The organism is Leifsonia sp. HAY1-4F (assembly GCF_056755275.1).
This window is the reverse complement of sequence record NZ_JBNDHX010000015.1, coordinates 10,461-36,350: the sequence shown is the minus strand read 5'-3', so window position 1 is coordinate 36,350 and position 25,890 is coordinate 10,461. Positions and strand designations below refer to the sequence as shown.

The window sequence follows — 25,890 nt, the reverse complement described above, 5'->3', positions numbered from 1 at the left end:
CGTGACGGCCTGGAGGGGCGAGACTGGGAGCATGCGCGTGCTCCTCAAGCTGACGCTCGACTGCGACCCGGACGCGGCCTGGCGCGCGCTGCAGAGCCCTACGGCGTTCCGCGAGGTGGCGATGCCGTGGGTGGACTTCCGTTCGGACGAGCCCGCCGGCTTCCCGACGCGCTGGGGCGCGGAGCACCGGATGCGGGTGAAGGCGCTCGGCGCGTTCACCGTCGGGACGCAGGCGGTCCGCCTCGACACGCTGCGGTCGACCGATCCGCGCGAGCGCGCGACGCGCATCCTGCGCGACAGCGGTGGGGGGACCGGAGGGATGCTGTCGGCGATCCCCCGGCTGGACCACCGGATGGCGATCGCGCCCGACCCTGCCGGGCCGGACGAGAACGGGCGAGTGCGGACGCTGTACCGGGACCAGCTGATCGTGCGCGCCGGCGTGCTGACGCCACTCGCCTGGTCCGTGCTGTGGGCGTTCTGGCAGTGGCGCGGGGTGCGCCTGCGCCGGCTCGCGCCCACCTGGGCCTACGATCCGGAGACAGATCCGGAACGAGTGGATGCGGCAGAGCGCGCCGTGAACCCGGCGACGACGAAGGCGGAGGAGACATGACGGACGCGGAACAGGCGACCACCGAGACGGGCCGGCTTGCGGCGCGAGCCGTGACCGCCGTCCAGACGGCGGACTGGCGGCGACGTGTCTTCGCGCTGTACGCCTCCGTCCGGCGCATCGCCGCCCACGACCCGGCGGAGGCGCACGCCTACTGGGTCTCGGGCCGCAACGATCTCTTCTCGTCGCACCCCGCATCCCCTCTGCTCGACGCGGACCGCGGACGCTTCACCGGGCTGCCGGTCACTCCCTACGATCCCGAGTGGCGGTTCGAGCTGCCCGTGCGGCCGGCAACGGAGGCGGTGCGGATGGATGTGGACACCGGCACCGACGGCGTCGTGCCGTTCGAACTGCTCGGGACCGTGCGCATCCCATTCGCCGGCACGCTGGACGTGTGGCGGCTCGCTTCGTATGGCGGCGGACTGTTCGTGCCCGTGAAGGATGCGCTCGCCGGCCGGGCGGGCGGGACGTACGGCGGCGGACGCTACCTGCTCGACACGATCAAGGGCGCCGACCTCGGGCTGGATGCGGACGGCGACGAGGCCTCGCTGGTGCTCGACTTCAACTTCGCGTACAACCCGTCGTGCGCGTACGACCCGGCATGGGCGTGCCCGCTCGCGCAGGCCGGGAACACCTTGCCTGTCGAGATCCCCGTGGGCGAGCGCTACCCCGGCGCGTGAGCCGCGTTCTCCTCCTTTTTCCGCCGGTTTCGCCCGGCGCGTTGTCGCGCGCTCAGCGGGTGACGAGGGTGAGGCGCTGGGTGGGGCGGGTCATCGCGACGTAGAGGGACGCGGCCCCGCGCGGCGACTCGGCGGCGAGCGCATCCGGGTCGGCGAGGACGACGGCGTCGAACTCCAGGCCCTTGGCCTCGTATCCGGTGAGCACGGCGATCGGACGGGAGAGGCCGGCGGCGCCGCGGCCGGCGGCGTCCCCGAAGCGCCCGAGCACCGCCGCGGCGACCGCCGGAAGCTCGGCTCCGGCAGCGATGACGGCGAGGGTGCCTCCCGCATCGATGCCGCGGTCGTGAGCGACGGCGTCCGCGACCGCCGCGGCGAGCGTGCCCGCGTCCGCGGTTTCGTGCGCGGACGCGTCCACGGCCCGGACCCGGCGGATGGGCCACTCGCCCTCGCGCACCGCTCGCGTCGGCGTGATCGGCAGGCCGGCGGCCGTGGCGAGCCGCTCCGCCTCGCGCGTGATCTGCGCGGGAGTGCGGTAGTTGACCGTGAGCTCCTCCAGGCGCCACGCATCCTTGAACACCGGATTCAGCGCATCCGCCCAGCTCGTCGCCCCGGCAGCGGAGGCGACCTGGGCGATGTCGCCGACGATCGTGAACGACTTCATCGGGCAGCGGCGCACCAGCACCCTCCACTGCATGGGTGAGAGCTCCTGCGCCTCGTCCACGACGACATGGCCGTAGGTCCAGCTGCGGTCGGCGGCCGCCCGCTCGGCCGTGGTTCCGCGGTCCTCCTGCTCGGCGAACCCGTCGGCGAGCTGTTCGGCGCTCACCAGACCCTGCACGCCCATGTTGCGGATGGCGGCGCGTGCGTTCTCGAGGTCGCGCTTGCGCTGGCGGTCGCGCTCGCGGTCCGCGGGGTCGGGCCGGCCGGGGAAGTCGCCGAGGAGCTCGGCAGCCTCATCCAGCAGGGCCGCATCCGACACGGTGAACGGCTCGGTCCGCTCGCGGCGGAGCGCATCCCGCTCGTGCTGCGACCAGCGCGGGGCCAGCTCCGCCAGCCACGACGCCCGGGCGTAGAGGTCCTGCAGCAGCTTCTGGGGAGTGAGCGGGAGCCAGGCGGTGTTGAGCAGGACACGGACGTCGTAGGAGGTGCGGAGGTCCTCGCGAAGCACCTTCAGGTCCGCGTCGTCAATCGTGGATCCCGACGCCCGCAGCTGCGCCGCCAGTTGCTCTGTCAGCTCGGCGAGCGCGCTCTTCACGAACGTCACGCGGGCGACGTTGTGCGGCTTCCCGGTGCGCTGGGCCTTCGCGATGGCGCGATGGATGAGCTCGGGCGCGACGACGAGCCGCTCGTTGTCGACCACGATCGTCTGCGGCTCGGCCGGCGCCTTCTGCCGCGACTTCACCGCCCGTGAGAGCAGCCGCGCCATCTGCAGCGAGCCCTTCAGGAGGGCGGCCTCCGGTGCGTCGTCGGCCGTCGCCTCCACGCCCGGGAACAGCTCGCCCAGGGTGGACATGACCACTCCCGTCTCGCCGAGGGACGGGAGCACGGCCTCGATGTACCGCAGGAAGGCGGCGGAGGGGCCGACCACGAGCACGCCGGATGCGTTCAGCCGCTGGCGGTTCGCGTACAGCAGGTAGGCGGCGCGGTGCAGCGCCACAGCGGTCTTGCCGGTGCCCGGTCCCCCCTGCACGACCAGCGCGCCGCGCAGATCCGATCGGATGATGCGGTCCTGCTCAGCCTGGATGGTCGCGACGATGTCGTGCATCCGGCCGGTGCGCTGCGCGGTCAGCGCGGCGAGGAGGGCACCCTCCCCCTGAATCTGCTCGCCCGTCCGCCCGCCATCCAGCAGGGACTCGTCGAAGACCTCGTCATCGATCCGGGTCACCTGCCGGCCCGTCATGGTCAGGTGACGACGGGCGCGCACGCCCATCGGCTCGCTGGCCGTGGCCTGATAGAAGGCACCCGCCTGCTGCGCGCGCCAGTCGACCAGCAGGGAGCGCTGGTCGTCGTCGCGCAGACCCACCCGGCCGATGTACCGGTGGTCGGTGCCGTCGACGGGCTCGTCGAGCAGCAGCCGGCCGAACACGAGGCGGGCGTCGACGTCGCGCAGCTGCGTCAGCTGGTCCTCGTAGAGCCGGGCGAACGCATCCCGCTCGCTGCGTGCCTGATGGTTGCTGCCGACACTGTCGCGGCGCACCTGGGCGAGACGTTCCTCCGTCTCCGCACGCAGCTGATCGAGCCGCTGATACAGCTCAGCGACCACTGTGCGTTCACGTTCGAGCTCTGATTCCAGCACGCCCATGGCCACCTCTCGTTTCCGGGCCGACAGTCTACGACCTCCGGTTGTGCCTGCGCTCTCAGCACTCGCGCGGCGTTATGCCCTAGAGTGGATGCGCGGGCAACTCTGCCCGCGGCGTCGTAGAACGCTTCGCGTTGCGCCGGGCCATGCCCCGCACGCTTCTCTTCATACGGCGAACGATCGCTCCGCTCGGTGCGCTCGCCACCCACCCCGGTCCGCCCTGCCGACCGGGTCTCATGCCTGAAAGGCACCTCTGTGACTCTCTCCTTCGCCGAACTCGGCGTTCCCGCTCCGCTCGTCGCCGCCCTCGCGGCCGACGGCAAGACCACCCCGTTCCCCATCCAGGCCGACACGCTCCCCGACGCCCTCGCGGGCAAGGACGTGCTGGGCCGCGGCAAGACCGGCTCGGGCAAGACCATCGCCTTCGGCCTGCCGCTCGTCGCCCGCCTCGGCACCGTGCTCGCCGGCGGCCCACGCCGCGCAGGACGGCCGCTGGCCCTCGTGCTCGCGCCGACCCGTGAGCTGGCCACCCAGATCGCGACGGCCATCCGGCCGCTCGCCGACCGCTACGACCTGCGCGTGTCCACCGTCTTCGGCGGCGTCTCGCAGAACAAGCAGGTGTCCGAGCTCAAGGCCGGCGTCGACATCCTCGTCGCCTGCCCCGGCCGCCTCGAAGACCTCATGAAGCAGCGCTTCGTCTCGCTCGACGCGATCGAGATCACCGTGCTGGACGAGGCCGACCACATGGCCGACCTCGGCTTCCTGCCCGTCGTCACCCGCCTGCTGGCGGCCACGCCGGCCGACGGCCAGCGCCTGCTGTTCTCCGCAACGCTCGACAACGGCGTGGACAAGCTGGTGAAGCGCTTCCTGCACTCCCCTGTGCTGCACTCCGTCGACGACGAGAACAGCCCGGTCGAGGCGATGACCCACCACGTGCTCCAGGTGGACGGACCGGATGAGAAGAAGGCCCTCGTGGAGGCGCTCGCCTCCGGCACCGGCCGCCGCATCCTGTTCACCCGCACCAAGCACCAGGCGAAGAAGCTCGCCAAGCAGCTCACCGCCTCCGGCATCCCGTCCGTCGACCTGCACGGCAACCTCGCGCAGGGCGCCCGCGACCGCAACCTCGCCGCCTTCGGCGAGGGCAGCGTGAAGGTGCTCGTCGCGACGGACGTCGCCGCTCGTGGCGTCCACGTGGACAACGTCGAGCTCGTCGTTCACGTCGATCCCCCGGCCGAGCACAAGGCGTACCTGCACCGCTCCGGCCGCACCGCGCGTGCCGGCAGCGCCGGTGACGTCGTCACCGTCATGCTGTCCTCGCAGGCCGAGGACGTGCGGACCCTGCTGCGCAAGGCCGCGATCGCGGCGACGCCGCAGCGGGTCACCGCGACATCCCCGGCGGTCGTCTCGCTGGTCGGTCAGGTCGCGCCGCACGTCGCGCCGTCGCTGCAGGAGCAGCGGCCCGCAGGCGGCGGCGGTACGTCGCAGGGCGCGAACGCGCAGCGGAAGCGTGCGCGTCGCGGCGGCGGCGCCGGCGGCGCCGGTGGCGCCGGTGGCGGCCAGGGTGCCGGTTCGCGTGACGGCGGCGGCTCAGGCCGCGTCGGCGGGCGTGACGGCGGCGGCTCCGGCCGCGTCGGCGGGCGTGAGGGCGGGCGTGACGGCAGCGGCTCCGGCCGCGTCGGCGGCGCCGGCCGCGGTGCCGGCGTCTCCGAGACCGCCGGCGCAGGCGGCGGCTCGCGCCGTCGCGGAGGCCAGCGTGCCGCCGTCGCCCAGCAGGCAGCGCCCTCGCGCGCCGGTGCAGGCCAGCACCGCGGCGGACAGCCGTCGGCCGGCCAGCGCGACCACGGCGGCTCCCGCCCGGCCGCGTCGCGCTCCGACGCCTCCGTGCGCCGCGGCCAGGGCTCGCGCCGCGCGCAGGGCTGACCTCACACCCTCCACGATCCCCCGCCCGTCCGGCCTCCACCCCGGACAGGCGGGGGTTCGTCGTCTCTCCGGGCTGCTTCCACCCTCCCCGCCGGCGCCTCCCCCACCATCGAGTCCGCAGAGATTGCACAGTGGGAGCGCTCTCGCCGTCAAGTCTCTGCGGACTCGATGGCGGGACATGAGGCGCGGGAGAGCGGAAGGGGCAGGGGTGAGGGGGCGAGGTGGGTCAGGGCGCGAGGCGGGTGAGGGCGGCGATGGTTCCCTCGACGAGGACGTCGTAGCTGCGATCGAGGTCGTCCGGGAGGCCGAAGCCGCCGCCGAGCTCCAGGGTGACGAATCCGTGGATGGCGCTGCGCAGCATCCTGATCGCGTCGATGAGGGCGTCGTCGGGGAGGCCGAAGCCGCGCAGGACGCCCGCGAGCACCCCGACCGTCTCCTCCGCCCGGGCCACGAGCTCGGCGTTGGCCGGGTCCGACGGGTCCGACGCGACCTGCGCGGACGCATACCGCCCGGGATGCTGCCGGCCGAAGTCGCGGAGTGCCGCTGCCGCCGCGCGGACGGCGTCCGGGCCGGCACGTCCCACTGTCGCCCGGCTCAGCACCGCCGTCAGGTCGATGAGGGACTGCGTCGCCACGAGCCGCCGCAGGTCGTCGAGCGAGGCCACGTGCTTGTACAGGCTGGGGACCGCCACGCCGGCGCGGCTCGCGACGGCCGCGAGGGTCAGCCGGTCGAATCCCGCCGGACCGCCCTCGTCGACGACGTCGAGCGCGACCGCGGTTACCGCTGCCCGGGTGAGGCCGACCCTAGGCACGCGCAGCCCACGACGAGCCGTCCGTCGTCCGCCGCTCCGCGAGGAACGCGAGAGTTCCCGGCAGGGCGATGTCCGGCCGCTGCGACTGCGGGTAGTGCCCGGCCTCGGGCACCCGCACGACCTGCGCACCGATCGACTCCATCCACGCCCCCTCGGCCGCCGGGTCGCGGTAGTCCGGGTCCAGGTCGCCGACGTAGGCCAGCATGGGAGCCTGCACTTCGGGGAGCCGCGGCTCGACGACCGCGTGGTTCAGCTGCAGTGTCAGTCGGCGGAAGCTGCTCAGGCGGCCCGGCTCGGAGAGGGACGCGCGGATTGCCGCGACCTGCTCGTCGAGCCACGGCGCCTTCCGGCCCGGGTTGAGGTTCTTCCGGTAGTAGCCGGCCCAGACGCCGGCGCCCCACGGCGTGACGAAGAGGACGCGGTAGAGCACGTGCTGGAAGAAGGTGGCGGCGCGGCTCGCCGCCGGCTCCCGCAGCAGCGGGCCGTAGAAGACCAGGCCGCTGACCAGGTCCGGACGTTCCGCGGCCACCCAGGCGGCCGCGGCGGCGCCCATCGAGTTGCCGAGCACGACGGCGGGGCCCCGGAGCTCCTCGATCAGAGCGATCAGGTCGCGCGCGGTCGGGACGTCGCCGAACTCCCGGAACGTCGTGTCCGAGTCGCCTTGCGCACGGAGGTCGGTGACGGCGACCCGGTAGCCGGCGTCGACCAGCGGCTGGACGAGCTCCCGGAAGGTGGACCGCAGGTCGCCCATGCCGGGCACGGCGACGACGAGAGGGCCTTCGCCCTCGACGGTGTAGCTCACACGGCCCTCGGGACGCTGGAGGTACGAGACGCTGGATTCGACGGAAGTGTTCATAGCCGTAAAGCTAATACCATTAGCCGACTAGTGCAATGCCGATTTTTCGGCGGCCGCTTCGGTGCTCAGCTCATGCGCCCGAGGGACGCCATGGCGGCCTTGACGAGCGCACCGCGGCCGCCCTCCATCTCCTCCCCCACGGCGGCGGACGTGGCCTCGTCCGGCGTCATCCAGGTCAGCTCCAGCGCATCCTGTCGCGGCTCGCAGGTTCCGGTCACGGGAACCACGTAGGCGAGCGACACGGCGTGCTGGCGCTCGTCGGTGTACGGCGTGACGCCGGGCATCGGGAAGTACTCGGCCACCTGGAACGGGATCGGGCTCGCCGGCAACTGCGGGAAGGCCATCGGCCCCAGATCCTTCTCGAGATGACGGAAGAGCGCCTCGCGGAGGGTCTCGCCGTACATCACCCGGCCCGAGACGAGCGTCCGCGTCATCTGCCCGACCGCGTTCGCGCGCAGAAGGATGCCCACCTCGGTCACCTGGCCCAGCCCATCCACTCGGACGGGGACCGCCTCGACGTACAGCAGAGGAAGCCGACGGCGGATCTGCTCCAATTCGATGTCGGACAGCCAGGCCGGGCCTGCCTGGGGGCCGTCGCCGGGCAGCGGGTCGGGCGTGGGGTCCGGGTCCGGGGTGCGTACGCTCATGGATGAATCCTACGGACGCCTGCGGTCGCCGCCGACGAGGGCCAGGCGGATCTGTGGATGGGCGGCACTCCGACGGGGGCTGTGGACGGATCACGACCCCAGGACACAATGGAGGATGCCCTTCCCCGCTCCCGACCTGCGCATCGACCGCGACGCCGTGCTCTGGTCCGCCTCCGAGCAAGACCGGGCGGGCCGGCCGCTGCTGGTCCTGCTCCACGGCTACGCGTCCGACGAAGCCGACCTGTTCGGCATCGCTGCGTACCTGCCGTTGGAGCCGGTGATCGCCTCGCTGCGCGCGCCCATCCCTGAGGGAGCGGGCTTCGCGTGGTTCTCGCGCTTCACCAACGTTCCCGGCGATCCGCTCGCGGGCAACGCGGACGCCGCCGCCCGTGCCGTCCTGGAGTGGCTGGACGAGCAGCCCCGGACGCCGACCGGGCTGCTCGGCTTCTCACAAGGTGGCGCACTGACGCTCCAGCTCCTGCGTCTGGCACCCGAGCGCTTCGACTATGCGGTGCAGCTGTCGGGGTTCGTGGTGAAGGGTGCTCAGCCGCGGGATGCCGAACTCGCGGAGGCGCGCGTCCCGGTGTTCTGGGGGCGGGGCACGCTCGACGATGCCATCCCGGTCGCGTCGCTCGACCGGACCACGGAGTGGCTGCCGGAACACTCCTCCCTGGATGCACGCATCTACGAGGGGATGGGACACGCCATCTCGCCGCTGGAGCTCGGCGACATCTCCACATTCATCCGCGGGAATCTGCCCCGCTGAAGGTTATCCACAGGTACGTCCGAAGCCACCCCTCCTGTCGGTGGCCGGGTGCAGGATGGGGAGATGGCCGACGTTCTCGATCGTTTCTCCCCCGCGACCCGGGAGTGGTTCCGCGGGGCCTTCGCGGCGCCGACGGCCGCGCAGGTGGGCGCCTGGGAGGCGATCTCGCACGGAAAGCATGCGCTGGTCATCGCGCCGACGGGCTCGGGCAAGACCCTCGCATCCTTCCTCTGGGCGATCGACCGGCTGGCCAGTGAGCCGCGGCCGGCCGATGCCAAGCGGGGTACGCGCGTCCTCTACATCTCGCCGCTCAAGGCGCTCGGGGTCGACGTCGAGCGCAACCTGCGCGCTCCTCTGGTCGGCGTCACCCAGACGGCGAAGCGGCTGGGAGCCGAGCCGCCCCACGTGAGCGTCGGCGTCCGCTCGGGCGACACCCCCGCAGCAGATCGCCGGGCCTTGCTGACGTCACCGCCGGACATCCTCATCACCACCCCCGAGTCGTTGTTCCTGATGCTGACCTCGCAGGCGCGCGAGACGTTGACCTCGGTCGAGACGGTCATCGTCGATGAGGTGCACGCCGTCGCCTCGACCAAGCGGGGTGCCCACCTCGCGCTCTCGCTCGAGCGCCTCGACGAGCTGCTCGAACGTCCTGCGCAGCGGATCGGCCTGTCGGCGACCGTCCGCCCGCCGGAAGAAGTGGCCCGGTTCCTCGCCGGCCAGGCCATGGTGGAGGTGGTCGCGCCGCCAGCCGGCAAGCGCTTCGACCTGCGCGTCGTGGTGCCCGTCGAAGACATGAGCGAGCTCGGCACCTCGACGTTCGCGAGCGAGAACCCCGGCGACGGTTCACCGCCGCAGGCGGGATCGATCTGGCCGCACGTCGAGGAGGCGATCGTCGAGCGGGTTCTCGAGAACCGCTCGACCATCGTGTTCGCGAACTCGCGACGGCTGGCCGAGCGGCTGACGGCACGGCTCAACGAGATCTACGAGGAGCGCGTGCTGGGCGGCACGGTCGAGCCTGCCTCGCCGGCACGCGCCCCCGCGGAACTGATGGGAGGGTCGGGCCAGACGCGCGGGTCGCAGGCGGTCGCTGACGCGGAGACGCTGGTGCTCGCCAGAGCGCATCACGGCTCGGTGAGCAAGGAGCAACGGGCTCTCATCGAGGATGACCTCAAGTCCGGGAGGCTGCGGTGCGTGGTCGCGACCTCGAGCCTGGAGCTCGGCATCGATATGGGTGCGGTCGACCTCGTCATCCAGGTCGAGGCGCCACCCTCTGTGGCGAGCGGGTTGCAGCGCGTGGGCCGCGCGGGACACCAGGTGGGAGAGATCTCCCGGGGAGTGGTCTTTCCCAAGCACCGGGCCGATCTCATCCACTCAGCCGTGGCCACCGAGCGCATGACATCCGGACTGATCGAGTCGCTGAAGGTTCCTGCGAACCCGCTCGACATCCTCGCGCAGCAGACCGTCGCCGCGGCGGCACTCGAGCCGATCGATGCGGACCACTGGTTCGACACAGTCCGGCGGAGCGCACCCTTTTCGACCCTGCCGCGGAGCGCCTACGACGCGACCCTCGACCTCCTCGCCGGGCGATATCCCTCCGATGAGTTCGCCGAGTTGCGGCCGCGCATCGTCTGGGACCGCGACACCGGCGTGATCACCGGCCGCCCGGGAGCACAGCGCCTGGCCGTGACGAGCGGCGGCACCATCCCGGACCGCGGACTGTTCGGCGTCTACATGGTCGGCGAGAAGGCGAGCCGGGTGGGCGAGCTCGACGAGGAGATGGTCTACGAGTCGCGCGTCGGCGACGTCTTCGCGCTCGGCTCCACCAGCTGGCGCATCCAGGAGATCACCCACGACCGGGTCCTCGTGACGCCGGCATTCGGGGAGCCCGGGCGACTGCCGTTCTGGAAGGGGGACGGCATCGGCCGGCCGGCGGAGCTGGGACGCGCAGTGGGCGCGTTCGTGCGCGAACTCAGCAGCGCCTCCCCCGGGGATGCGGAACTGCGCTGCGTCGAGGCGGGCCTCGACGCGTGGGCGACGGCCAACCTCCTCGCCTTCCTCCGGGAACAGAAGGAGGCGACCGGCCACATCCCGACCGATCGCACCCTCGTCGTGGAGCGGTTCCGGGACGAGCTCGGGGACTGGCGCGTGGTGCTTCATTCCCCGTTCGGCATGCAAGTCCACTCGCCGTGGGCGCTCGCGGTTCAGGCGCGCGTCCGGGAGCGATACGGGATCGATGCGGGCGCCATGGCGGCCGACGATGGCATCGTGGTGCGCATCCCGGACACCGAGGCGCAGCCACCCGGCGGGGAGCTGTTCGTCTTCGAGCCGCAGGAGCTCGACGAACTGGTGACGGCAGAGGTGGGCGGCTCGGCGCTGTTCGCCTCGCGGTTCCGCGAGTCCGCGGCTCGTGCGCTGCTGCTTCCGAAGTACAACCCGGGTAAGCGGTCGCCACTCTGGCAGCAACGGCAGAAGGCGGCGCAGCTTCTGGATGTCGCACGCAAGTACCCGAGCTTCCCGATCATCCTCGAGACCATCCGCGAGGTGCTTCAGGACGTCTACGATCTCACCGCGTTGACGGACATCGCCACGCAGATCGAGCAGCGCACCATCCGTCTCGTGGAGGCGGCGACCGAGACGGCGTCGCCGTTCGCGAGGTCACTGCTGTTCGGATATGTCGCTGCGTTCATGTACGAGGGCGACAGCCCGCTGGCGGAGCGCCGCGCTGCAGCCCTCTCGCTCGACACCGGGCTGCTCGCCGAGCTGCTCGGGCGCGCGGAGCTCCGGGAGCTGCTCGATCCGTCGGTCATCGAGCGGGTCGAACTGCAGCTGCAGCGACTCGCGCCGGAGCGGCGCGTGCGGGGTGTGGAGGGCGTGGCGGATCTCCTCCGTCTGCTCGGCCCGCTGTCGGTGGACGAGGTCGCCGAGCGGCTGGAGGGCGTCGCCGAGCGACTCGAGGGCGTCGCGCCGCCTGCCGAGGGCGGTACGGCGGATTCGGAAGCCGAGGAAGTCGCTCCGCCGCACGCAGACCACGCGACCGCGGCCGCGCACCTCGCCACCCTCGTCGACACGCATCGCGCCCTGTCCGTGACGATCGGCGGCGCCGAGCGGTTCGCCGCGATCGAAGAGGCCAGCCGGCTCCGGGATGCGCTCGGGGTCCCGCTCCCCATCGGCGTTCCGGCGGCGTTCATCGAACCGGTCGAGGACCCGCTCGGCGACCTGGTCAGCCGGTACGCGCGAACGCACGGCCCGTTCGAGACCGCCGAGCTCGCTGCTCGCCTCGCACTCGGACCGGCGATCGTCCACGATGCCCTTCGTCGGCTGGCACGCGACGGACGGGTGGTCGAGGGCGAGTTCCGTCCGCATGCGCACGGCAGCGAGTGGAGCGACGCGGAGGTGCTGCGCCGGCTCCGCCGCATGTCGCTCGCCGCCCTGCGCCATGAGGTCGAGCCCGTCGACACGGCCACATTCGGCCGGTTCCTTCCGGAGTGGCAGCACATCGGCTCGACGCTACGCGGAGTGGATGCGGTGGCGTCCGTCATCGAGCAGCTGGCCGGCGCGCGCATCCCGGCGTCGGCGTGGGAGTCGCTCGTCCTCCCGAGCCGGGTCGGTGACTACAGTCCGGCCATGCTCGACGAGCTGACGGCGACCGGCGAGGTGATCTGGTCCGGGGACGGCAGCCTCCCCGGCGATGACGGTTGGATCAGCCTGCATCTGGCGGATTCCGCGCCGCTCACGCTCGCACCGCCGTCCGACCACGAGCCGGACGAGCTCCAGCGGGGCATCCTGGAAGCGCTGCGGAGGGGCGGAGGCTATTTCTTCCGCCAGCTGTCGGACGCCCTCGGCACCGAGCGCGGTGCGGCGATCGAGGACGCGGAACTCGTGACGGCCCTCTGGGATCTGGTGTGGGCCGGCCGCATCACGAACGACACCCTCGCACCGCTTCGCACCCTCACGGGAGGCGGTTCGGGCGCGCACAAGCGTCCGCGCCAGCCGACGCGCGCCCGGATGTACCGGGGCCGCGTCCCGACCCGGTCGGCCATGGTCACACGGATGGGACCACCGACGGCCGCTGGACGCTGGTCGCTGCTTCCGGAGCGAGACCTGGACTCGACCGTCCGGGCGCACGGTCAGGCCGAGACGCTGCTCGACCGGTACGGCGTCGTCACCCGGGGATCCGTGATGAACGAAGGCACGCCGGGCGGGTTCGCGCTGGCCTACAAGGTGCTCAGCGGTTTCGAGGAGACCGGGCGGGCACGCCGCGGGTACTTCGTCGAGACGCTCGGCGGAGCCCAGTTCGCCAGCGGGGCGACCGTCGACCGTCTGCGCTCGTACTCTCGCGACCACACCCAGCAGCGACCCTACGAGGCGATCGCTCTCGCGGCGACGGACCCGGCGAATCCCTACGGTGCCGCCCTCCCCTGGCCGGCCGTCCCCGCCGAAAGCGGTACGGGTCACCGGCCGGGCCGCAAGGCGGGCGCGCTGGTGGTTCTCGTGGATGGCGAGCTCACCCTCTATGTGGAGCGCGGCGGCAAGAGCCTCCTCTGCTTCGTGGATGCGGCCGAGCCTCCCGGACCGACGGAGGACACGACGCGGGCGCTGGCGGGGGCGGCTCGTGCGCTGGCGGGGCTGGTCACCTCGCGGCGCGTCGACAAGCTCGCCGTGGAGACGGTGAACGGCGCGTTCGTGCTCGGGTCCACGGTCGGTGAGGCGCTCTCCGAAGCCGGCTTCCTCGCCACCCCTCGCGGATTGCGCCTGCGCGGATGAAAGGGGCATGGGCCCGGAGAGTCGCGATCGGGCCGGCGAGCAGCCCGCCGGCCGGAGGTCGCCATGCCTGAGGGAGACACCGTCTATCAGACGGCGCGCCGTCTCGATCGCGCCCTCGGCGGCCGGGTCCTCACCGAGACCGACTTCCGGGTGCCCGCGTTCGCGACCGTCGACCTCTCCGGTCAACGGATGGAGGAGGTGGTGAGCCGCGGCAAGCACCTCCTGATGCACGTCGGCGACCACACCATCCACAGTCACCTCAAGATGGAGGGCTCGTGGGAGGTGTACCCGCCCGACGGGCGCTGGCGGCACCCCGCGTACCAGGCTCGTGCGGTGCTGAGGACGGACTACGTGCAGGCGGTCGGATTCCAGCTGGGGGTGCTCGAGGTCCTTCCGCGGGACCGGGAGGAGGACGCTGTCGGCCACCTCGGTCCCGACGTCCTCGGCCGGGACTGGGATGCCGCGGAGGCCGTGCGGCGGCTCGCCGAGCATCCAGAAGCACCGATGGCGGTCGCCCTGCTCGACCAGCGCAACCTGGCCGGCCTGGGGAACGTCTACGTGAACGAGGTGTGCTTCCTGCGCGGCATGCTGCCGACGCGTCCTGTGCACGATGCGGACCTCGCGGCGGCCGTCGACCTCGGCCACCGTCTCATCATGGCGAACCGCGACCGCGGGATCCGCGTGACGACCGGCGACACCCGCCGCGGCCGCAACACCTGGGTGTACGGCCGCGGTGGCCAGCCGTGCCGGCGCTGCGGGACGCTCATCCACTCCGCGAGCCTCGGCCGGACGGAGTCGGAAGAACGAGTCACCTACTTCTGTCCGGTCTGCCAGACGTGAGCGGCGAGGTCAGGCGGCGGCCTGGTCCTCGTCCTCCTCGGCGGCGGCCTCGCGCACGGTCTTGAGGGCGGCGGACCACGACTCCACCTGGTCGAACAGCGGCGTGAGCGCTGCGGTCTGCTGCTCGGTGGGCTTCAGCTGCCAGTTCGCGAAGTCATGCGCGAGACTCAAGCCCACGTGGGCGCTCACTGTGGCGACCTGCAGCTGCGACAGCACCAGACGCAGGTGCTCGACCGCGCGTGCACCGCCGAAGACGCCGTAGCTCACGAAACCGGCTGCTTTGTTGTACCACTCGGCGCCGACGTAATCGATCGCGTTCTTGAGTGCGCCCGAGGTGCTGTGGTTGTACTCCGGGGTGACGAAGATGAAGCCGTCGAACTGGGCGATCTTCGCCGCCCACGCCTTGGTGTGCTCGCCCGCGTACTGGCCGGCGGCCGCAGGCAGCGCCTCGTCGAGGTGCGGGAGGTCCCAATCCTTCAGGTCGACGAGCTCGTACTCGACGTCCGAGCGCTGGGACGCGTTCTCGTGGACCCAGCGGGCCACGGCTTCGCCGTTGCGGCCCGGGCGCGTGCTTCCGATGATGATCGCGATCTTGCTCATATCAGCCTTCCTCGTTCGATGACGTGTCTCGTTTGATGACGTGTCACCGTTCCGCAACGAGGTCACCGGACGGATCATTCCCGAGCATGCGGCGGGCCGCATCCACTCGGTCGGGCATCCTCGTGCGGCGCCCGGGCACGTGTCAGGATGTCGTATGGCCACCGCGCGCACCAGACCCGACCCGCGGAAGCTGACGGACGGCGAGCTGGAACTCTTCAGCGCCTTCCACCTCATGCGCCGCGGCTTCGACCGCACGCTCGATCTTCAGCTGCAGCGGGACGACGGCATCTCCATCTCCGAGCTGGAGGTGCTGATGGCGCTCGTGGGCTCGCCGGGCCGTCGGATGCGTGTGCGCGACCTGGTGGATCGGACGGGCTGGGAGAAGAGCCGCGTCTCGCACCAGGTCACCCGGATGGTCGCACGTGGCCTCGTCGAACGGCAGGAGTGCGCGGAAGACCGGCGTGCGATGTGGATCCACCTCACCGGCCACGGGCGCCGGGCGGTGGTGCGGGCGCTGCCGCGTCACACCGCCACGATCCGTCGCATCCTGTTCGACGCCCTGACGCCGGAACAGCAGGAGGAGTTGCTGGAGATCGCTCGCACGATGAACGCCGCGATCACCGACGAGGAATGCGCGACAGCCTATCCGGATGGAGACGGCGGCGCCGGCTCCAGCGGCGACGGCCCCAGCAGCGACGCCGACATCCGGGCGGACGACTGAGCGATCTCGCAGGCCGGTGACCGCCGCCTCCCCACGCCCCTGGGAGGTCGGCGCGGAAAAGCTGGCGATTCCTCGGGAAACACCTCACGAAGCAGCGGGTTCCAAGGTCGCGCCCTCTAACGTTTCCCTGTGCGACGCCCGAACTTTCCCTCCTCAGAGCCCGGCTCGGGCGGCAGCGATGAGCAGCTGCCCCCGACCGAGGTCTTCGGACGCGTGCCGCCGGTAGACCCTCGCCGCCCCGTTCGCGCGACGCGTCCGGCATCCGGAGTCCCCACAGGGGCCGGCGGCGGCGCGCCGTTCGACCCGTTCGGACTCGGCGGCGACGCGCCCGCCCGGGGAGGCGGCGGCGCTGGACGGTCCGGCGGTCCAGCCTCCGGCGGGCGGGGCGGATCGGGCTCCGGCGGATCGGGCTCCGGCGGATCCGGATCCGGGGGTTCCGGCCCCGGCAGCCGAGGCGGGAACGGCGACGGCCCCGGAGACGGCGGCTCGAACGGCGGTCCCACCGCGAACGGCCAGGGCAAGCCTCCCCGCAAACATCGCCGCGCCAAGCGCATCGTCGGCTGGACCGCCGCGGCCCTCGCGGTCCTCCTGGTGGTCCTCGGCGGGTACGCCGCCTACAGCTACTTCCGCTTCGTCGGCGGTGTGACGCACGTCGACGTGATCTCGAAGACCGGGAAGGACGTGGACGGCCAGGACCAGAACACCCTTCTGGTCGGCGACGACCACCGCCCCGACGGCGCCACGCAGGCCGAGCTCGACCAGCTGAGCACGACGGCGGACGGCGGCGGCACGAACACCGACACGATGATGGTCCTGCACATCCCGGCCAACGGGAAGTCGGCGACGCTCGTGTCGCTCCCCCGCGACTCCTGGGTGGATGTGCCCGGCCACGGCATGAACAAGCTGAATGCCGCGTTCTCGCTGGGCAACGGCGGGACGGACGCGGCGAGCGGAGCCAAGCTGCTCATCCAGACGGTGCAGAACCTCACCGGGCTGAGCATCGACCACTACGTGCGGGTGTCGCTGCTCGGGTTCTACACGATCGCCAAGGCGCTCGGGCCTATCCAGGTGTGCCTCAACAATGCGGTGGACGACCCGTTCTCGGGAGCGAACTTCCCGGCGGGCGTGTCGACGCTGGATGCCCAGCAGGCCCTGTCCTTCGTGCGCCAGCGCCACGGTCTGCCGCGCGGGGATCTGGATCGGGTGGTGCGGCAGCAGTACTTCCTGTCGGTGGAGGCGCACAAGTTCCTGTCCGCCGGAACCCTGCTGAACCCGGGAAAGCTGACGAGCGTCCTGGATGCGGTGAGCGGCTCCCTGGAGACAGATCCCGGGCTGAACTTCCTCCAGCTGGCGGCCCAGTTGCAGGGTCTGACGGGTGGGAAGGTGCAGTCGGCGACCATCCCGATCTCCGGCACGCCGACCATCACGGTCGACGGTTCGGACGTCTCGATCGTGCAGGTCGACACCGACGCCATGCCTGCGTTCATCCAGAGTCTGATCGGCACCCCGACCGCGTACGACAACGCCACGGCCGCGAAGCCGGCCGACACGACGGTCACCGTGCTGAACGGCGGCAGCGCGAACGGCGCCGCCACGACCGGGACGCAGACGCTCGCCGCCGCGGGCTTCAAAACCGGGACCCCAGGGGACTCGGACACGCGCTCGACGACGGTGATCCAGTACAAGGCGGGCCAGGAAGCGCAGGCGAAGGCGGTCGCCGCGTACCTGCCCGGCGCGGCCGTGCAGCAGACGGATGCCGTGAGCACGGTCACGGTGATCCTCGGCGAGGACGGCATCATGCCGACGGCGCCCGCGGCCGCCGGCTCGGGCAAGCCCGCGACCGGAAGCGCGCCGGCTCCCGCCCCGTCCGCAACCCCCACGGGCCCCGCGACGAACTACAGCGACAAGGTCTGCATCAACTAGCCACGCATCCCTCTCCGGATTCGTCACGAATGTGCACTCAGACACGCGCCAGGGCGACATTCGTCACGAATGTACACAAGGAGCCGCGGGGAGGGGACGAGACATTCGTCACGAATGTGCACTCAGACAGGCGTGAGGGCGACATTCGTCACGAATGTGCGCCAAGCACCACGCGGCGCAGGGGCGTCAGTCGAAGAGGCGGCGGAAGACGTTGGTGTCGGCGAGGTCGATGAGCTCGTCGCCGCGGCCGTTCATGATCGTGCGCAGCGCGTAGAGGGTGAAGCCGCCGACCTGCTTCGCGGTGATCGCGGGCGGGATGCTGAGCTCCTGCCGCGCGGTCACCACATCCACGAGGGCCGGTCCGTCGTGCGCGAAGGCGGTGCGCAGCGCGCTCTCCAGCTCGCCCGGCTGCTCCACGCGCTGAGCGTGGAGCCCGGCGGCCTGCGCGATCCGTGCGAAGTCCGGATTCTCGAGTCCGGTTCCGAAGGTGACGAAGCCGGCCGCCTTCATCTCCACCTCGACGAAGTTGAGGGACGAGTTGTTGAAGACGACGATCTTCACCGGCAGCTTGTTCTGGCGCAAAGTCAGGAGTTCGCCGAGGAGCATGGCGAGCCCTCCGTCTCCGGCGAGCGCGACGACCTGCCTGCCGGGGAACGCGGTCTGCGCGTCGATCGCCTGCGGCAGCGCGTTCGCCATACTGCCGTGCGTGAACGAGCCGATCAGCCGCCGCTTGCCGTTCATCCGCAGGTAGCGGGCGGCCCACACGACCGGCGAGCCGACGTCGGGCAGGAAGACCGCATCCTCGGAGGCGAGCTCGCTGATCAGCCGGGCGACGTATTGCGGATGGATGGGCGTGCGATTGCGGTCGTTCACAGCCAGGTCGTCGAGGCTCTTGCGGGCCTTGGCGTAGTGCGCCAGCGACGAGTCGAGGTGCTTGCGGTCCGTACGCCCGGCGAGGAGCGGGAGGAGCGCATCCACCGTGTCCCTGACGCTGCCGACGAGGCCGAGGTCCAGCGGTACTCGTCGCCCCAGGTTCTCGCCGCGGATATCGACCTGAACGATCTTCGCCTTCGAGGGGAAGAACTGCTGGTACGGGAAGTCGGTGCCGAGCATGAGCAGGGCGTCGCACGACTCCATCGCCCGGTAGCCCGAGGAGAAGCCCAGCAGTCCGGTCATGCCGACGTCGTAGGGGTTGTCGTACTCGATGAACTCCTTGCCGCGCATCGCGTGCACGATCGGCGCGTGGAGGGCTCCGGCGATGGCCACGAGCTGGTCGTGTGCGCCCTCCGCACCCGCACCGGCGAGGATCGTCACCCGCTTGGCGCCGTTCAGGATGTCGGCGGCCGCATGCAACTCGGGCTCGGTCGGCCGCGTCACCCGCGGAACGAACGCGATCGGCGCGGATTTGCGCCGGCCCGCGCTGTCGGCGAGGAAGATCTCGCCGGGAACCACGACGACGGCCACGCCGCGCCGTTCGACCGCGGTGCGCATGGCGATCTCGAGGATGCGCGGCATCTGATCCGCCTGGGTCACGAGCTCGGTGTAGACGCTCGCCTCGCGGAACAGCTCCTGCGGATGCGTCTCCTGGAAGTAGCCGCTTCCGATCTCGGCCCCCGGGATCTGGGCGGCGATGGCGAGCACGGGCACCCGGCTGCGGTTGGCGTCGTACAGGCCGTTGATGAGGTGCGTGTTGCCGGGGCCGCAGCTGCCGGCGCACACCGCGAGCTGTCCGGTCAGCGCGGCGTCCGCCGACGCGGCGAACGCCGCCGCCTCCTCGTGCCGCACGTGCTCCCAGCTCACCCCGTCGTTGCGGCGGATGGCGTCGGTGAAGCCGTTGAGCGAGTCGCCGGGGATGCCGTAGACACGGGTGACGCCCGCATCCCGCAGGATCTCGACGGTGGTGTCGGCGACGGTGGGCATAGCGGCCTCCCTGTGCTCTTCGGTGGTGGTGCGAGCAACGCTACGCCCGGCTCGGGAACTTCCTCATCCTGCTCGAAGGAATGGTGCGTTAACGTGAGCGCATCATGGTGAAGCAGGAACGGGCGCAGGTGACGCGCGAGGCGATCGTCGCCGGGGCGGCCGCCGTCTTCGGGCGTCGTGGATACGGCCTCGCGTCGATCTCGGACATCGCCGCGGAGGCGGGCGTCACGAAAGGTGCGCTCTACTTCCACTTCGCTTCGAAGGACGAGCTCGCGCGCGCCGTCATCGACGAACAGCACCGGCGGACGATGGAGGCCGCCGCCCAGGTGATCGAGGAGGGCCGCCCGGGTCTGGAGACCATGGTGGTGCTGAGTGTCATGCTCGGGAGGCAACTGTTCTCCGACCCGGTGGTGCAGGCCGGAATCCGGCTGAGCACGGATGTCTCCCTGTTCGATCCGCCGGTCGTCGAGCCCTATGAGGACTGGTTGCGGGCCGCCGAGGACCTGTTCCGCCGCGCGATCGAGGAGGGCGATCTCCGCCCCGAGCTCGACCCCGGGATGGTGGCCCGCGTCGTCGTGCCGGCCTACACGGGTGTGCAACTCGTGTCGGAACTGGTCAGCCACCGGTCGGACCTGATGGAGCGCATCCGCGATCTGTGGGTCGTGCTGCTGCCGGGAATCGTGCCGGACTCCGAGTGGGAGCGGCTGCGATCTCTGCCGGAGCTCATCCACTAGGCGGGGCCCGCCCTACCGGCCCGGCCGCAGCGCCCCCAATCCGCTACGGCCGTGCCAGGGTGTGCAGACGATTCTACCTCAGAACCGGACGCTCGGTATGGACTCTGCGAACGTCTCCTCCCGGCTCGCGGAAGGTCGTCCCGTAGACTTGCCCGACGGGGGATGCCGGAGACGGCGTCAGCAATCTGGGGAGGATGCAATGCCGTCGGGTCGTCTGCCGCGGGGCACGAAACAGAAGAAGCGCGCCACGATGCGGCTGGTCTACGTCGACTTCTGGTCGGCCCTGAAGATGTCGTTCCTGGTGAGCATCATCGTGGGCGGCATCACCGTGCTGCTCGGCCTGCTCCTCTGGGCGGCGCTCGACCGGTTCGGCGTGGTGGGCGCCGTGACCAGCTTCCTGGAGGACATCGCCGGTTCGCAGGGCGCCGCGCTCGTGGCCGGGCTCACCTTCCCGAACGTCATGACCTTCACGGTCGTGGTGGCGGTGCTCGAGATCATCGTGGTGTCCGCCCTCGGCGCGATCTCCGCGGCGCTGTTCAACCTGGCCGTCCACGTCGTGGGCGGGTGGAAGGTCACGTTCGGGAGCGACTGAGCTCCAGTCCGCCGACCAGCAGGTCGACGCCGAAGGCGAAGGCTGCGGCGGGGTCGTCCTCGTCGAACGGCGAGCGGTCGCCGTCGGCGAGCACGCCGAGCGAGTCGTACTGCAGGCGCTGCTGCTCGTGCGAGACGTGACCGAGAACGAAATGCAGGAGGGCCGTCGCCGCGCGGCGCGAGGTCTCCGGGTCGAAGCCGCCGCGGGCGACCGCGCGGGCCAGCCGGTCGACGGTCTCCGGCGAGCCGAGACCGAGGGCGAGCGTGCTCGAGACCACCTCGGCGCCGTCGCGGTAGGCGAGGAGCGCATCCCGGAGAGCGGCCGCCTCGCTGCGCACCGCATCCCGCCAGTCGGCTGCCGGATCGGTGGACGCCGGCACCCGGCGGGCTGCGACGATGCGGTCGGCCAGTTCCGCGAGCAAGGTCTGCTTGTTCGGGAAGTGCCAGTACAGCGCGCTCGGCTGGACGTCGAGCGCAGCGGCCAGCCGACGCATCGTGAGGTCGGGCAGGCCGAGATCGTCGAGGATGCGGAGTGCCGCCTCCACGACATCGTCGCGCGAGTGCCGCCGTCCGGTTTCGTTCCCTGCCATATCCTCACTATAGTGAACATCGTTCAGGTGAACAGTGTTCAGGTAAGGATCCCCGCAATGACCTCCACGACTCCCCCGCCCTCCGCTCGCCCGGCGCGCCGACGCCTCGACGCGACCGACCTCGCCCGCGTGGCCGTCTTCGCGGCCATCGTCGCCGTGCTCGGGCTGCCGGGCGGGATCAGCGCTTTCGGCTCCGTCCCGATCACCGCGCAGACCCTCGGTGTGATGCTCGCCGGCGCCATCCTCGGCCCCTGGCTCGGTGCGCTCTCGATGGCGACTCTGCTCGCCCTCGTCGCCCTCGGGCTCCCGCTTCTCTCCGGCGGCCGCGGCGGCATCGGCGCGTTCGTCGGCCCGTCGGCCGGCTACCTGATCGGCTGGATCGCCGGAGCGATCGTGATCGGCCTCATCGTCCACGCCGGCCGGCGCAAGCCGATGTGGTGGCGGACGGCGCTCGGGATGCTGGTGGGCGGCATCCTCGTCGTCTACGCTTTCGGCGTCCCGGTGCAGAGCCTCGTCACCCGCCTGCCGCTGGGCTCGACCGCCGCCCTGAGCCTGGTCTTCGTGCCGGGAGACGTGGTGAAGGCGGTCATCGCCACTGCCATCGTCATGACGCTGGTGCGGGCGTACCCGCGCGCCTTCCGGCGCAGCTGGGCGCTGCAGCCGTCTCCGAGTCCCGAACGCGACGTCGCTCCGGTCGCGTGATCGTCGTCCTGGACGCGGGGCGGCCCGGGCTCCTCGACGGCCTCCGCCGGGTGCGCGCCGACGGCGACGTGCCGTTGGTGGGCGACCCGCGGTGGCCGTCGGCGCAGTGGGCGACGGTCCGCGCGCTGGCCGCCACCGCTGCGGTGCCGGAGGAGGCGGCCTGGGCCACTCTCACGTCCGGGAGCAGCGGCGCGCCCCGGGTGGTGCTCCGCAGCGATGCGTCCTGGACTCGGTCCTTTGCTGCGGTCGCTTCCTTGCTGGACGCGGGGCCCGGGGACGTGGTCGCGCTTCCCGGACCAGCATCCTCCTCCCTCACGCTGTACTCGCTCGCCCAGGCTCTGGCCGGTGGACCGCGGATCGCCGTCGGCCCGGTCAGCGCGGACGCCACGCACCTGCACGGCACCCCGGAGGCGCTCCGCGCAGCTCTGGAGGCGCATCCCGCCTCTCGTCTTCGCGTCGCGCTGGTCGGCGGTTCCCACCTCGATCCGGCGCTCCGGGCGCGGGCGGAGGCGCGCGGCATCCGGGTGCATGCGTACTACGGTGCGGCCGAGCTGTCGTTCGTGGCGTTCGACGACGGGTCCGGGATGCGCGCCTTCCCGGGCGTGGAACTGAGCATCCGCGATGGTGCGCTCTGGGTGCGGTCCCCGTTCACCGCGCTCGGATACGCCGGGTCGTCCACCGGGTCCGCCGGGTCGTCCACCGGGTCCGCCGGGTCGTCCGCCGGTCCGCTGCGGTTCGACGGCGACTGGGCCACCGTGGGCGACCGGGCCGAGGTGGTCCAGGGCCGTCTGCGGCTGCTGGGCCGCGCGGACGACGCCGTCCTCAGCGCGTCCGCCACGATCGTGCCCGAGGAGGTGGAGGCGGTGCTGCGCTCGGTCCCGGGAGTGCGCGACGCCGTCGTGTTCGGGATGCCGCAGTCACGGGTGGGTGCGCTCGTGGCGGCGCTCGTCGAACGGCACCCGCCGGCGCCGTCGCTGACCGACCTCCGTCGCGCCGCATCCCGGGACCTGGCCCCGGCACACCGGCCGCGCCTGTGGTTCACGGGTGCGCTGCCGCGGACCGCCTCGGGCAAGCCCGCGCGCGCCGAGATCGCCCGACGGGCCCTGGCCGGAGAGTTGGAGCGCCTTGTCCACTGACCCTCGCCTCTCCCCCGTGATCGTGGCCGCACGCCGCACGCCGATCGGCACGCGCGGACGCGCCCTCGCGCGCATCCCGGTCGGCGAGCTCGCGGCGCATGCCATCCGCGCCGCCGTCTCGGACGCCGAGGAGGTCACCGGCGCGCCGCTGACGGTCGCGGACGTCCTGCTCGGCAACTGCATGGGCCCGGGCGGCAACCCGGCACGCATCGCGGCTCTGGCGGCCGGACTCAGCGTCGCGACGCCGGGCGGCACGGTCGACCGGCAGTGCGGCAGCGGACTGGCGGCGGTGATGGATGCGGCGGCCGCGATCCGCGCGGGAGACGAGCGCCCGCGGGTGGCCGGTGGAGTCGAGAGCCCGTCGACGGCTCCCGTCCGGTCCGACCACGGCGTGGCCTACGAGCGCGCGCCCTTCGCCCCCGCGGGGTTCCCGGACCCGGAGATGACGCGGGCCGCCGAGGATCTCGCGTCGGCGGACGGCATCCCCCGCGCCCGCCAGGACGCGCACGCCGCGCGCAGCCATGCACGAGCTGCCGCCGCGCTGGCCGACGGGCGGTTCGAGGACGAACTCGTACCCATCGGCGACGCGGCCGCGGACGACGCGATCGGAGGGGCTGCCGGCGTGCTCGACCGCCTCCCGGCGCTGTTCCCGGGCGGCACCCTGACCGCCGGGACCTCGACACGGATCGGGGACGGGGCGGCCGCGGTCGTCGTAATGCCGGCTCGCGGCATCCCCCGCATCCCCGGCCTCGCCGTCCGCTCCTGGGCCGTGGCCGGCTGCGACCCTGCGCTGCCGGGTCTGGGCGCCGCCCCGGCGGTGCGTGCGGCACTCGAGGATTCGGGCGCTGCCGTCTCGGCCGTCTCCGCGTTCGAGATCGTCGAGGCGTTCGCCTCCCAGAGCCTGGCCGTGCTCGACCGGCTCGGGATCGCCGACGACGACCCCCGCGTCTGTGCCGACGGCGGCGCGCTGGCGCTCGGGCATCCGTGGGGCGCGAGCGGAGCCGTGGCGGTCGTCCGGCTGTTCAGCCGCCTGGTGCGTGCGGGCGCTCCGGCCGGGACGCTCGGGGTGGCTGCAGCATCCATCGGCGGCGGGATGGGCGTCGCCGCAGTCTTCGAGGTGGTCCGGTGAACGCCGCGATCCGGCTGGAGGGGGTCGGCGTCCGGCTCGGGGACGTGGACGCGCTCCACGGCGTCGACCTGGCGCTCGACGCCCGGACCGTGGCCGTCATCGGCGAGAACGGATCGGGGAAGTCCACGTTCGCGCGCCTGCTGGCCGGGCTGGTGCAGCCGACCGCGGGCACGACGCAGGTCCTCGGGCTCGACCCGGTGCGGCAGGCGGGCGAACTGCGCCGCCGCGTCGCCGTGGTCTTCAGCAACCCCGATGCGCAGATCGTCATGCCGACCGTCGTGGAGGACGTCGCGTTCTCCCTGCGTCCCGACCGGCTCTCCCGCGACGAGAGCCGCCGCCGCGCCGACGAGGCGCTCGACCGCTTCGGGCTGAGCGCCCTGCGCGACCGGCCGTCGCACGACCTCTCCGGCGGACAGAAGCAGTTGCTGGCCCTTGCCGGCGCCTTCGTCCGCCGACCGGAGCTCGTGGTCGCCGACGAACCGACCACCTACCTCGACGCCCGCAACGCACGCCGGGTCTCGGAACACCTGCTGGCCGACACCGGCCACCGCCTCGTCGTCGTCACCCACGACCTCGCGCTCGCGGAGCGGTGCGAGACGGCGGTGCTGTTCGCCGGGGGCCGGGTGGAGGCGGTCGGGCATCCGGCCGACGTCATCGCCGAATACCAGGCGGCGCTCGCATGCTGAGCCTGTACCGCCCCGGCCACGGCATCCTGCACCGCATGGCTGCCGGACCGAAACTGCTCCTCCTCCTCGGAGCGGTGCTCGCGGTGTCGGTGCTGCCCTCGCAGTGGTGGGCAGCGGCGGTCGCAGGCGGGGTGGTCGTCGTCGGCTACGCGGTCGCCGGCTTCGGCGATGGGATGCTCGGGATGCGGGTCCTCGCGCAGCAGACCCTGATGCTGCGCTGGCTGCTTCTCGTGACCTTCCTGCCGCAGCTGATCTTCCTGGGGCCGGAGGCGGCGGTCTCCAACACCGCCCGGGTGACGGCCGCAGTGCTGCTCGCCGGCCTGCTGGTGCTCACCACGCGGGTGACGGACCTTCTGGATGCGGTGGAGCGGGGCCTCCGGCCGCTGAAGCGGTTCCGTTTCGACTCGGAGCGCGCGGCGGTGCTGCTGACCGTCACGCTCACCACAGTGCCGGTGCTCGCCCGCCTGGCTCAGGAGGTGCGGGATGCGCAACGCGCGCGCGGCGCACGGCCGGGACTGAGGCTGTTCGCCGTCCCCTTCCTCATCCTGTCGCTGAAGCACGCCGACCAGCTGGGCGAGGCACTCTCCGCGCGGGGTGTCCGATGACCGCGCGGCCAGCGGTGCTCGGGCCGGTGGTGGACGACGAGACCCGCTGCATCCACTACCGGACGCCGCTGGATGTGGTGGCGATCCGCTTCGCCTGCTGCGGCGCGTACTACCCGTGTCATCTGTGCCACGCCGAGACGGCCGATCACGCGGCGCAGCAGTGGCCGCTCGAGAGTCGCGGCGAGCGGGCCGTGCTGTGCGGAGTCTGCGATCACGAGCTGACCATCGCGGAATACCTCGTGGCCGACGCCTGCCCGCGCTGCGGGGCCGCCTTCAACCCGGGATGCCGGCTGCACACCCACCTCTACTTCGAGGTCTGACGCTTAGCGCCCATCAGTCCCAGGCGACATTCGTGACGAATGT

At 72.0% G+C, this 25,890-nt stretch carries 23 protein-coding genes; 16 read left to right on the top strand and 7 right to left on the bottom strand.

Going from position 1 to position 25,890, the window contains the following annotated elements:
- Window positions 1–31: 31 nt before the first annotated feature.
- Window positions 32–610 (top strand): hypothetical protein, encoded by a 579-nt coding sequence (locus ACPYOG_RS05125; protein WP_481293174.1) that lies wholly within the window; start codon window positions 32–34, stop codon window positions 608–610.
- Window positions 607–1,287 carry a DUF1684 domain-containing protein gene (locus tag ACPYOG_RS05120; protein ID WP_481293173.1) on the top strand — a complete coding sequence of 227 codons (681 nt, stop codon included), beginning with the start codon at window positions 607–609 and terminating at the stop codon, window positions 1,285–1,287. The genes ACPYOG_RS05125 and ACPYOG_RS05120 overlap by 4 nt, the downstream gene beginning before the upstream one ends.
- 52 nt (window positions 1,288–1,339) lie before the next feature.
- Here ACPYOG_RS05120 and ACPYOG_RS05115 read toward each other — a convergent pair whose 3' ends face one another.
- A complete protein-coding gene (locus ACPYOG_RS05115; RefSeq protein WP_481293172.1) occupies window positions 1,340–3,589 on the bottom strand; it encodes a HelD family protein in 2,250 nt (749 codons plus the stop codon).
- 252 nt (window positions 3,590–3,841) lie between these two features.
- Between ACPYOG_RS05115 and ACPYOG_RS05110 the strand changes: the two genes are divergently transcribed.
- Complete coding sequence (locus tag ACPYOG_RS05110) at window positions 3,842–5,506, top strand: DEAD/DEAH box helicase (RefSeq protein ID WP_481293171.1); 1,665 nt, start codon at window positions 3,842–3,844, stop codon at window positions 5,504–5,506.
- A gap of 226 nt (window positions 5,507–5,732) precedes the next feature.
- Here the strand turns inward: ACPYOG_RS05110 and ACPYOG_RS05105 are convergent, their stop codons facing one another.
- The 3 genes from ACPYOG_RS05105 to ACPYOG_RS05095 form a co-directional block, all read right to left on the bottom strand.
- On the bottom strand, window positions 5,733–6,317 hold the full coding sequence (locus tag ACPYOG_RS05105; RefSeq protein ID WP_481293170.1) for a TetR/AcrR family transcriptional regulator: 585 nt from the start codon (window positions 6,315–6,317) through the stop codon (window positions 5,733–5,735).
- The gene (locus tag ACPYOG_RS05100; RefSeq protein WP_481293169.1) at window positions 6,310–7,173 is read right to left on the bottom strand and encodes an alpha/beta fold hydrolase; all 864 of its coding nucleotides are present in this window, start codon (window positions 7,171–7,173) and stop codon (window positions 6,310–6,312) included. The genes ACPYOG_RS05105 and ACPYOG_RS05100 overlap by 8 nt, the downstream gene beginning before the upstream one ends.
- 65 nt (window positions 7,174–7,238) lie before the next feature.
- A complete protein-coding gene (locus ACPYOG_RS05095; RefSeq protein ID WP_090035827.1) occupies window positions 7,239–7,820 on the bottom strand; it encodes an NUDIX hydrolase family protein in 582 nt (193 codons plus the stop codon).
- Window positions 7,821–7,935: 115 nt separating this feature from the next.
- Between ACPYOG_RS05095 and ACPYOG_RS05090 the strand changes: the two genes are divergently transcribed.
- The 3 genes from ACPYOG_RS05090 (at window position 7,936) to ACPYOG_RS05080 (ending at window position 14,190) form a co-directional block, all read left to right on the top strand.
- Window positions 7,936–8,586: an alpha/beta hydrolase gene (locus ACPYOG_RS05090; protein ID WP_481293168.1), complete on the top strand. Its 651-nt coding sequence runs from the start codon at window positions 7,936–7,938 to the stop codon at window positions 8,584–8,586.
- Window positions 8,587–8,649: 63 nt separating this feature from the next.
- On the top strand, window positions 8,650–13,350 hold the full coding sequence (locus ACPYOG_RS05085; protein WP_481293167.1) for an Lhr family ATP-dependent helicase: 4,701 nt from the start codon (window positions 8,650–8,652) through the stop codon (window positions 13,348–13,350).
- Window positions 13,351–13,413: 63 nt separating this feature from the next.
- Window positions 13,414–14,190 (top strand): DNA-formamidopyrimidine glycosylase family protein, encoded by a 777-nt coding sequence (locus ACPYOG_RS05080; protein ID WP_481293166.1) that lies wholly within the window; start codon window positions 13,414–13,416, stop codon window positions 14,188–14,190.
- A 9-nt stretch (window positions 14,191–14,199) separates the two neighbouring features.
- Here ACPYOG_RS05080 and ACPYOG_RS05075 read toward each other — a convergent pair whose 3' ends face one another.
- Complete coding sequence (locus ACPYOG_RS05075; protein ID WP_481293165.1) at window positions 14,200–14,790, bottom strand: NADPH-dependent FMN reductase; 591 nt, start codon at window positions 14,788–14,790, stop codon at window positions 14,200–14,202.
- 154 nt (window positions 14,791–14,944) lie between these two features.
- Between ACPYOG_RS05075 and ACPYOG_RS05070 the strand changes: the two genes are divergently transcribed.
- Complete coding sequence (locus tag ACPYOG_RS05070) at window positions 14,945–15,511, top strand: MarR family winged helix-turn-helix transcriptional regulator (protein ID WP_481293164.1); 567 nt, start codon at window positions 14,945–14,947, stop codon at window positions 15,509–15,511.
- Between the two features lie 129 nt (window positions 15,512–15,640).
- On the top strand, window positions 15,641–17,434 hold the full coding sequence (locus ACPYOG_RS05065) for an LCP family protein (RefSeq protein ID WP_481293163.1): 1,794 nt from the start codon (window positions 15,641–15,643) through the stop codon (window positions 17,432–17,434).
- Window positions 17,435–17,620: 186 nt separating this feature from the next.
- On the opposite strand, the gene poxB is transcribed toward ACPYOG_RS05065, so the two are convergent.
- Window positions 17,621–19,354: a ubiquinone-dependent pyruvate dehydrogenase gene (gene poxB / locus ACPYOG_RS05060; protein ID WP_481293162.1), complete on the bottom strand. Its 1,734-nt coding sequence runs from the start codon at window positions 19,352–19,354 to the stop codon at window positions 17,621–17,623.
- Between the two features lie 104 nt (window positions 19,355–19,458).
- Between poxB and ACPYOG_RS05055 the strand changes: the two genes are divergently transcribed.
- Both ACPYOG_RS05055 and ACPYOG_RS05050 read left to right on the top strand, forming a co-directional pair.
- Complete coding sequence (locus ACPYOG_RS05055) at window positions 19,459–20,088, top strand: ScbR family autoregulator-binding transcription factor (RefSeq protein WP_481293161.1); 630 nt, start codon at window positions 19,459–19,461, stop codon at window positions 20,086–20,088.
- 199 nt (window positions 20,089–20,287) lie between these two features.
- A complete protein-coding gene (locus tag ACPYOG_RS05050) occupies window positions 20,288–20,680 on the top strand; it encodes a DUF3566 domain-containing protein (protein ID WP_481293160.1) in 393 nt (130 codons plus the stop codon).
- Here ACPYOG_RS05050 and ACPYOG_RS05045 read toward each other — a convergent pair.
- Window positions 20,661–21,269, bottom strand: coding sequence for a TetR/AcrR family transcriptional regulator C-terminal domain-containing protein (locus tag ACPYOG_RS05045; protein ID WP_481293159.1), 609 nt, complete (start codon window positions 21,267–21,269; stop codon window positions 20,661–20,663). The two genes, ACPYOG_RS05050 and ACPYOG_RS05045, sit on opposite strands and share 20 nt — an antisense overlap.
- A gap of 57 nt (window positions 21,270–21,326) precedes the next feature.
- Between ACPYOG_RS05045 and ACPYOG_RS05040 the strand changes: the two genes are divergently transcribed.
- Genes ACPYOG_RS05040 through ACPYOG_RS05015 form a run of 6 tightly spaced genes read left to right on the top strand, consistent with a single transcriptional unit; the run spans window position 21,327 to window position 25,847 of the window.
- Window positions 21,327–21,971, top strand: a complete 645-nt coding sequence (locus ACPYOG_RS05040; RefSeq protein ID WP_481293158.1) for a biotin transporter BioY — start codon at window positions 21,327–21,329, stop codon at window positions 21,969–21,971.
- Window positions 21,968–23,107 carry a class I adenylate-forming enzyme family protein gene (locus ACPYOG_RS05035; protein ID WP_481293157.1) on the top strand — a complete coding sequence of 380 codons (1,140 nt, stop codon included), beginning with the start codon at window positions 21,968–21,970 and terminating at the stop codon, window positions 23,105–23,107. Before ACPYOG_RS05040 ends, ACPYOG_RS05035 begins: the two co-directional genes overlap by 4 nt.
- Window positions 23,097–24,236 (top strand): thiolase family protein, encoded by a 1,140-nt coding sequence (locus tag ACPYOG_RS05030; RefSeq protein WP_481293156.1) that lies wholly within the window; start codon window positions 23,097–23,099, stop codon window positions 24,234–24,236. Before ACPYOG_RS05035 ends, ACPYOG_RS05030 begins: the two co-directional genes overlap by 11 nt.
- Complete coding sequence (locus ACPYOG_RS05025) at window positions 24,233–24,922, top strand: energy-coupling factor ABC transporter ATP-binding protein (protein ID WP_481293155.1); 690 nt, start codon at window positions 24,233–24,235, stop codon at window positions 24,920–24,922. Before ACPYOG_RS05030 ends, ACPYOG_RS05025 begins: the two co-directional genes overlap by 4 nt.
- Window positions 24,916–25,527: a CbiQ family ECF transporter T component gene (locus ACPYOG_RS05020; protein WP_481293154.1), complete on the top strand. Its 612-nt coding sequence runs from the start codon at window positions 24,916–24,918 to the stop codon at window positions 25,525–25,527. The genes ACPYOG_RS05025 and ACPYOG_RS05020 overlap by 7 nt, the downstream gene beginning before the upstream one ends.
- A complete protein-coding gene (locus ACPYOG_RS05015) occupies window positions 25,524–25,847 on the top strand; it encodes a CHY zinc finger protein (protein WP_481293153.1) in 324 nt (107 codons plus the stop codon). Before ACPYOG_RS05020 ends, ACPYOG_RS05015 begins: the two co-directional genes overlap by 4 nt.
- The last annotated feature ends 43 nt before the right edge of the window (window positions 25,848–25,890 follow it).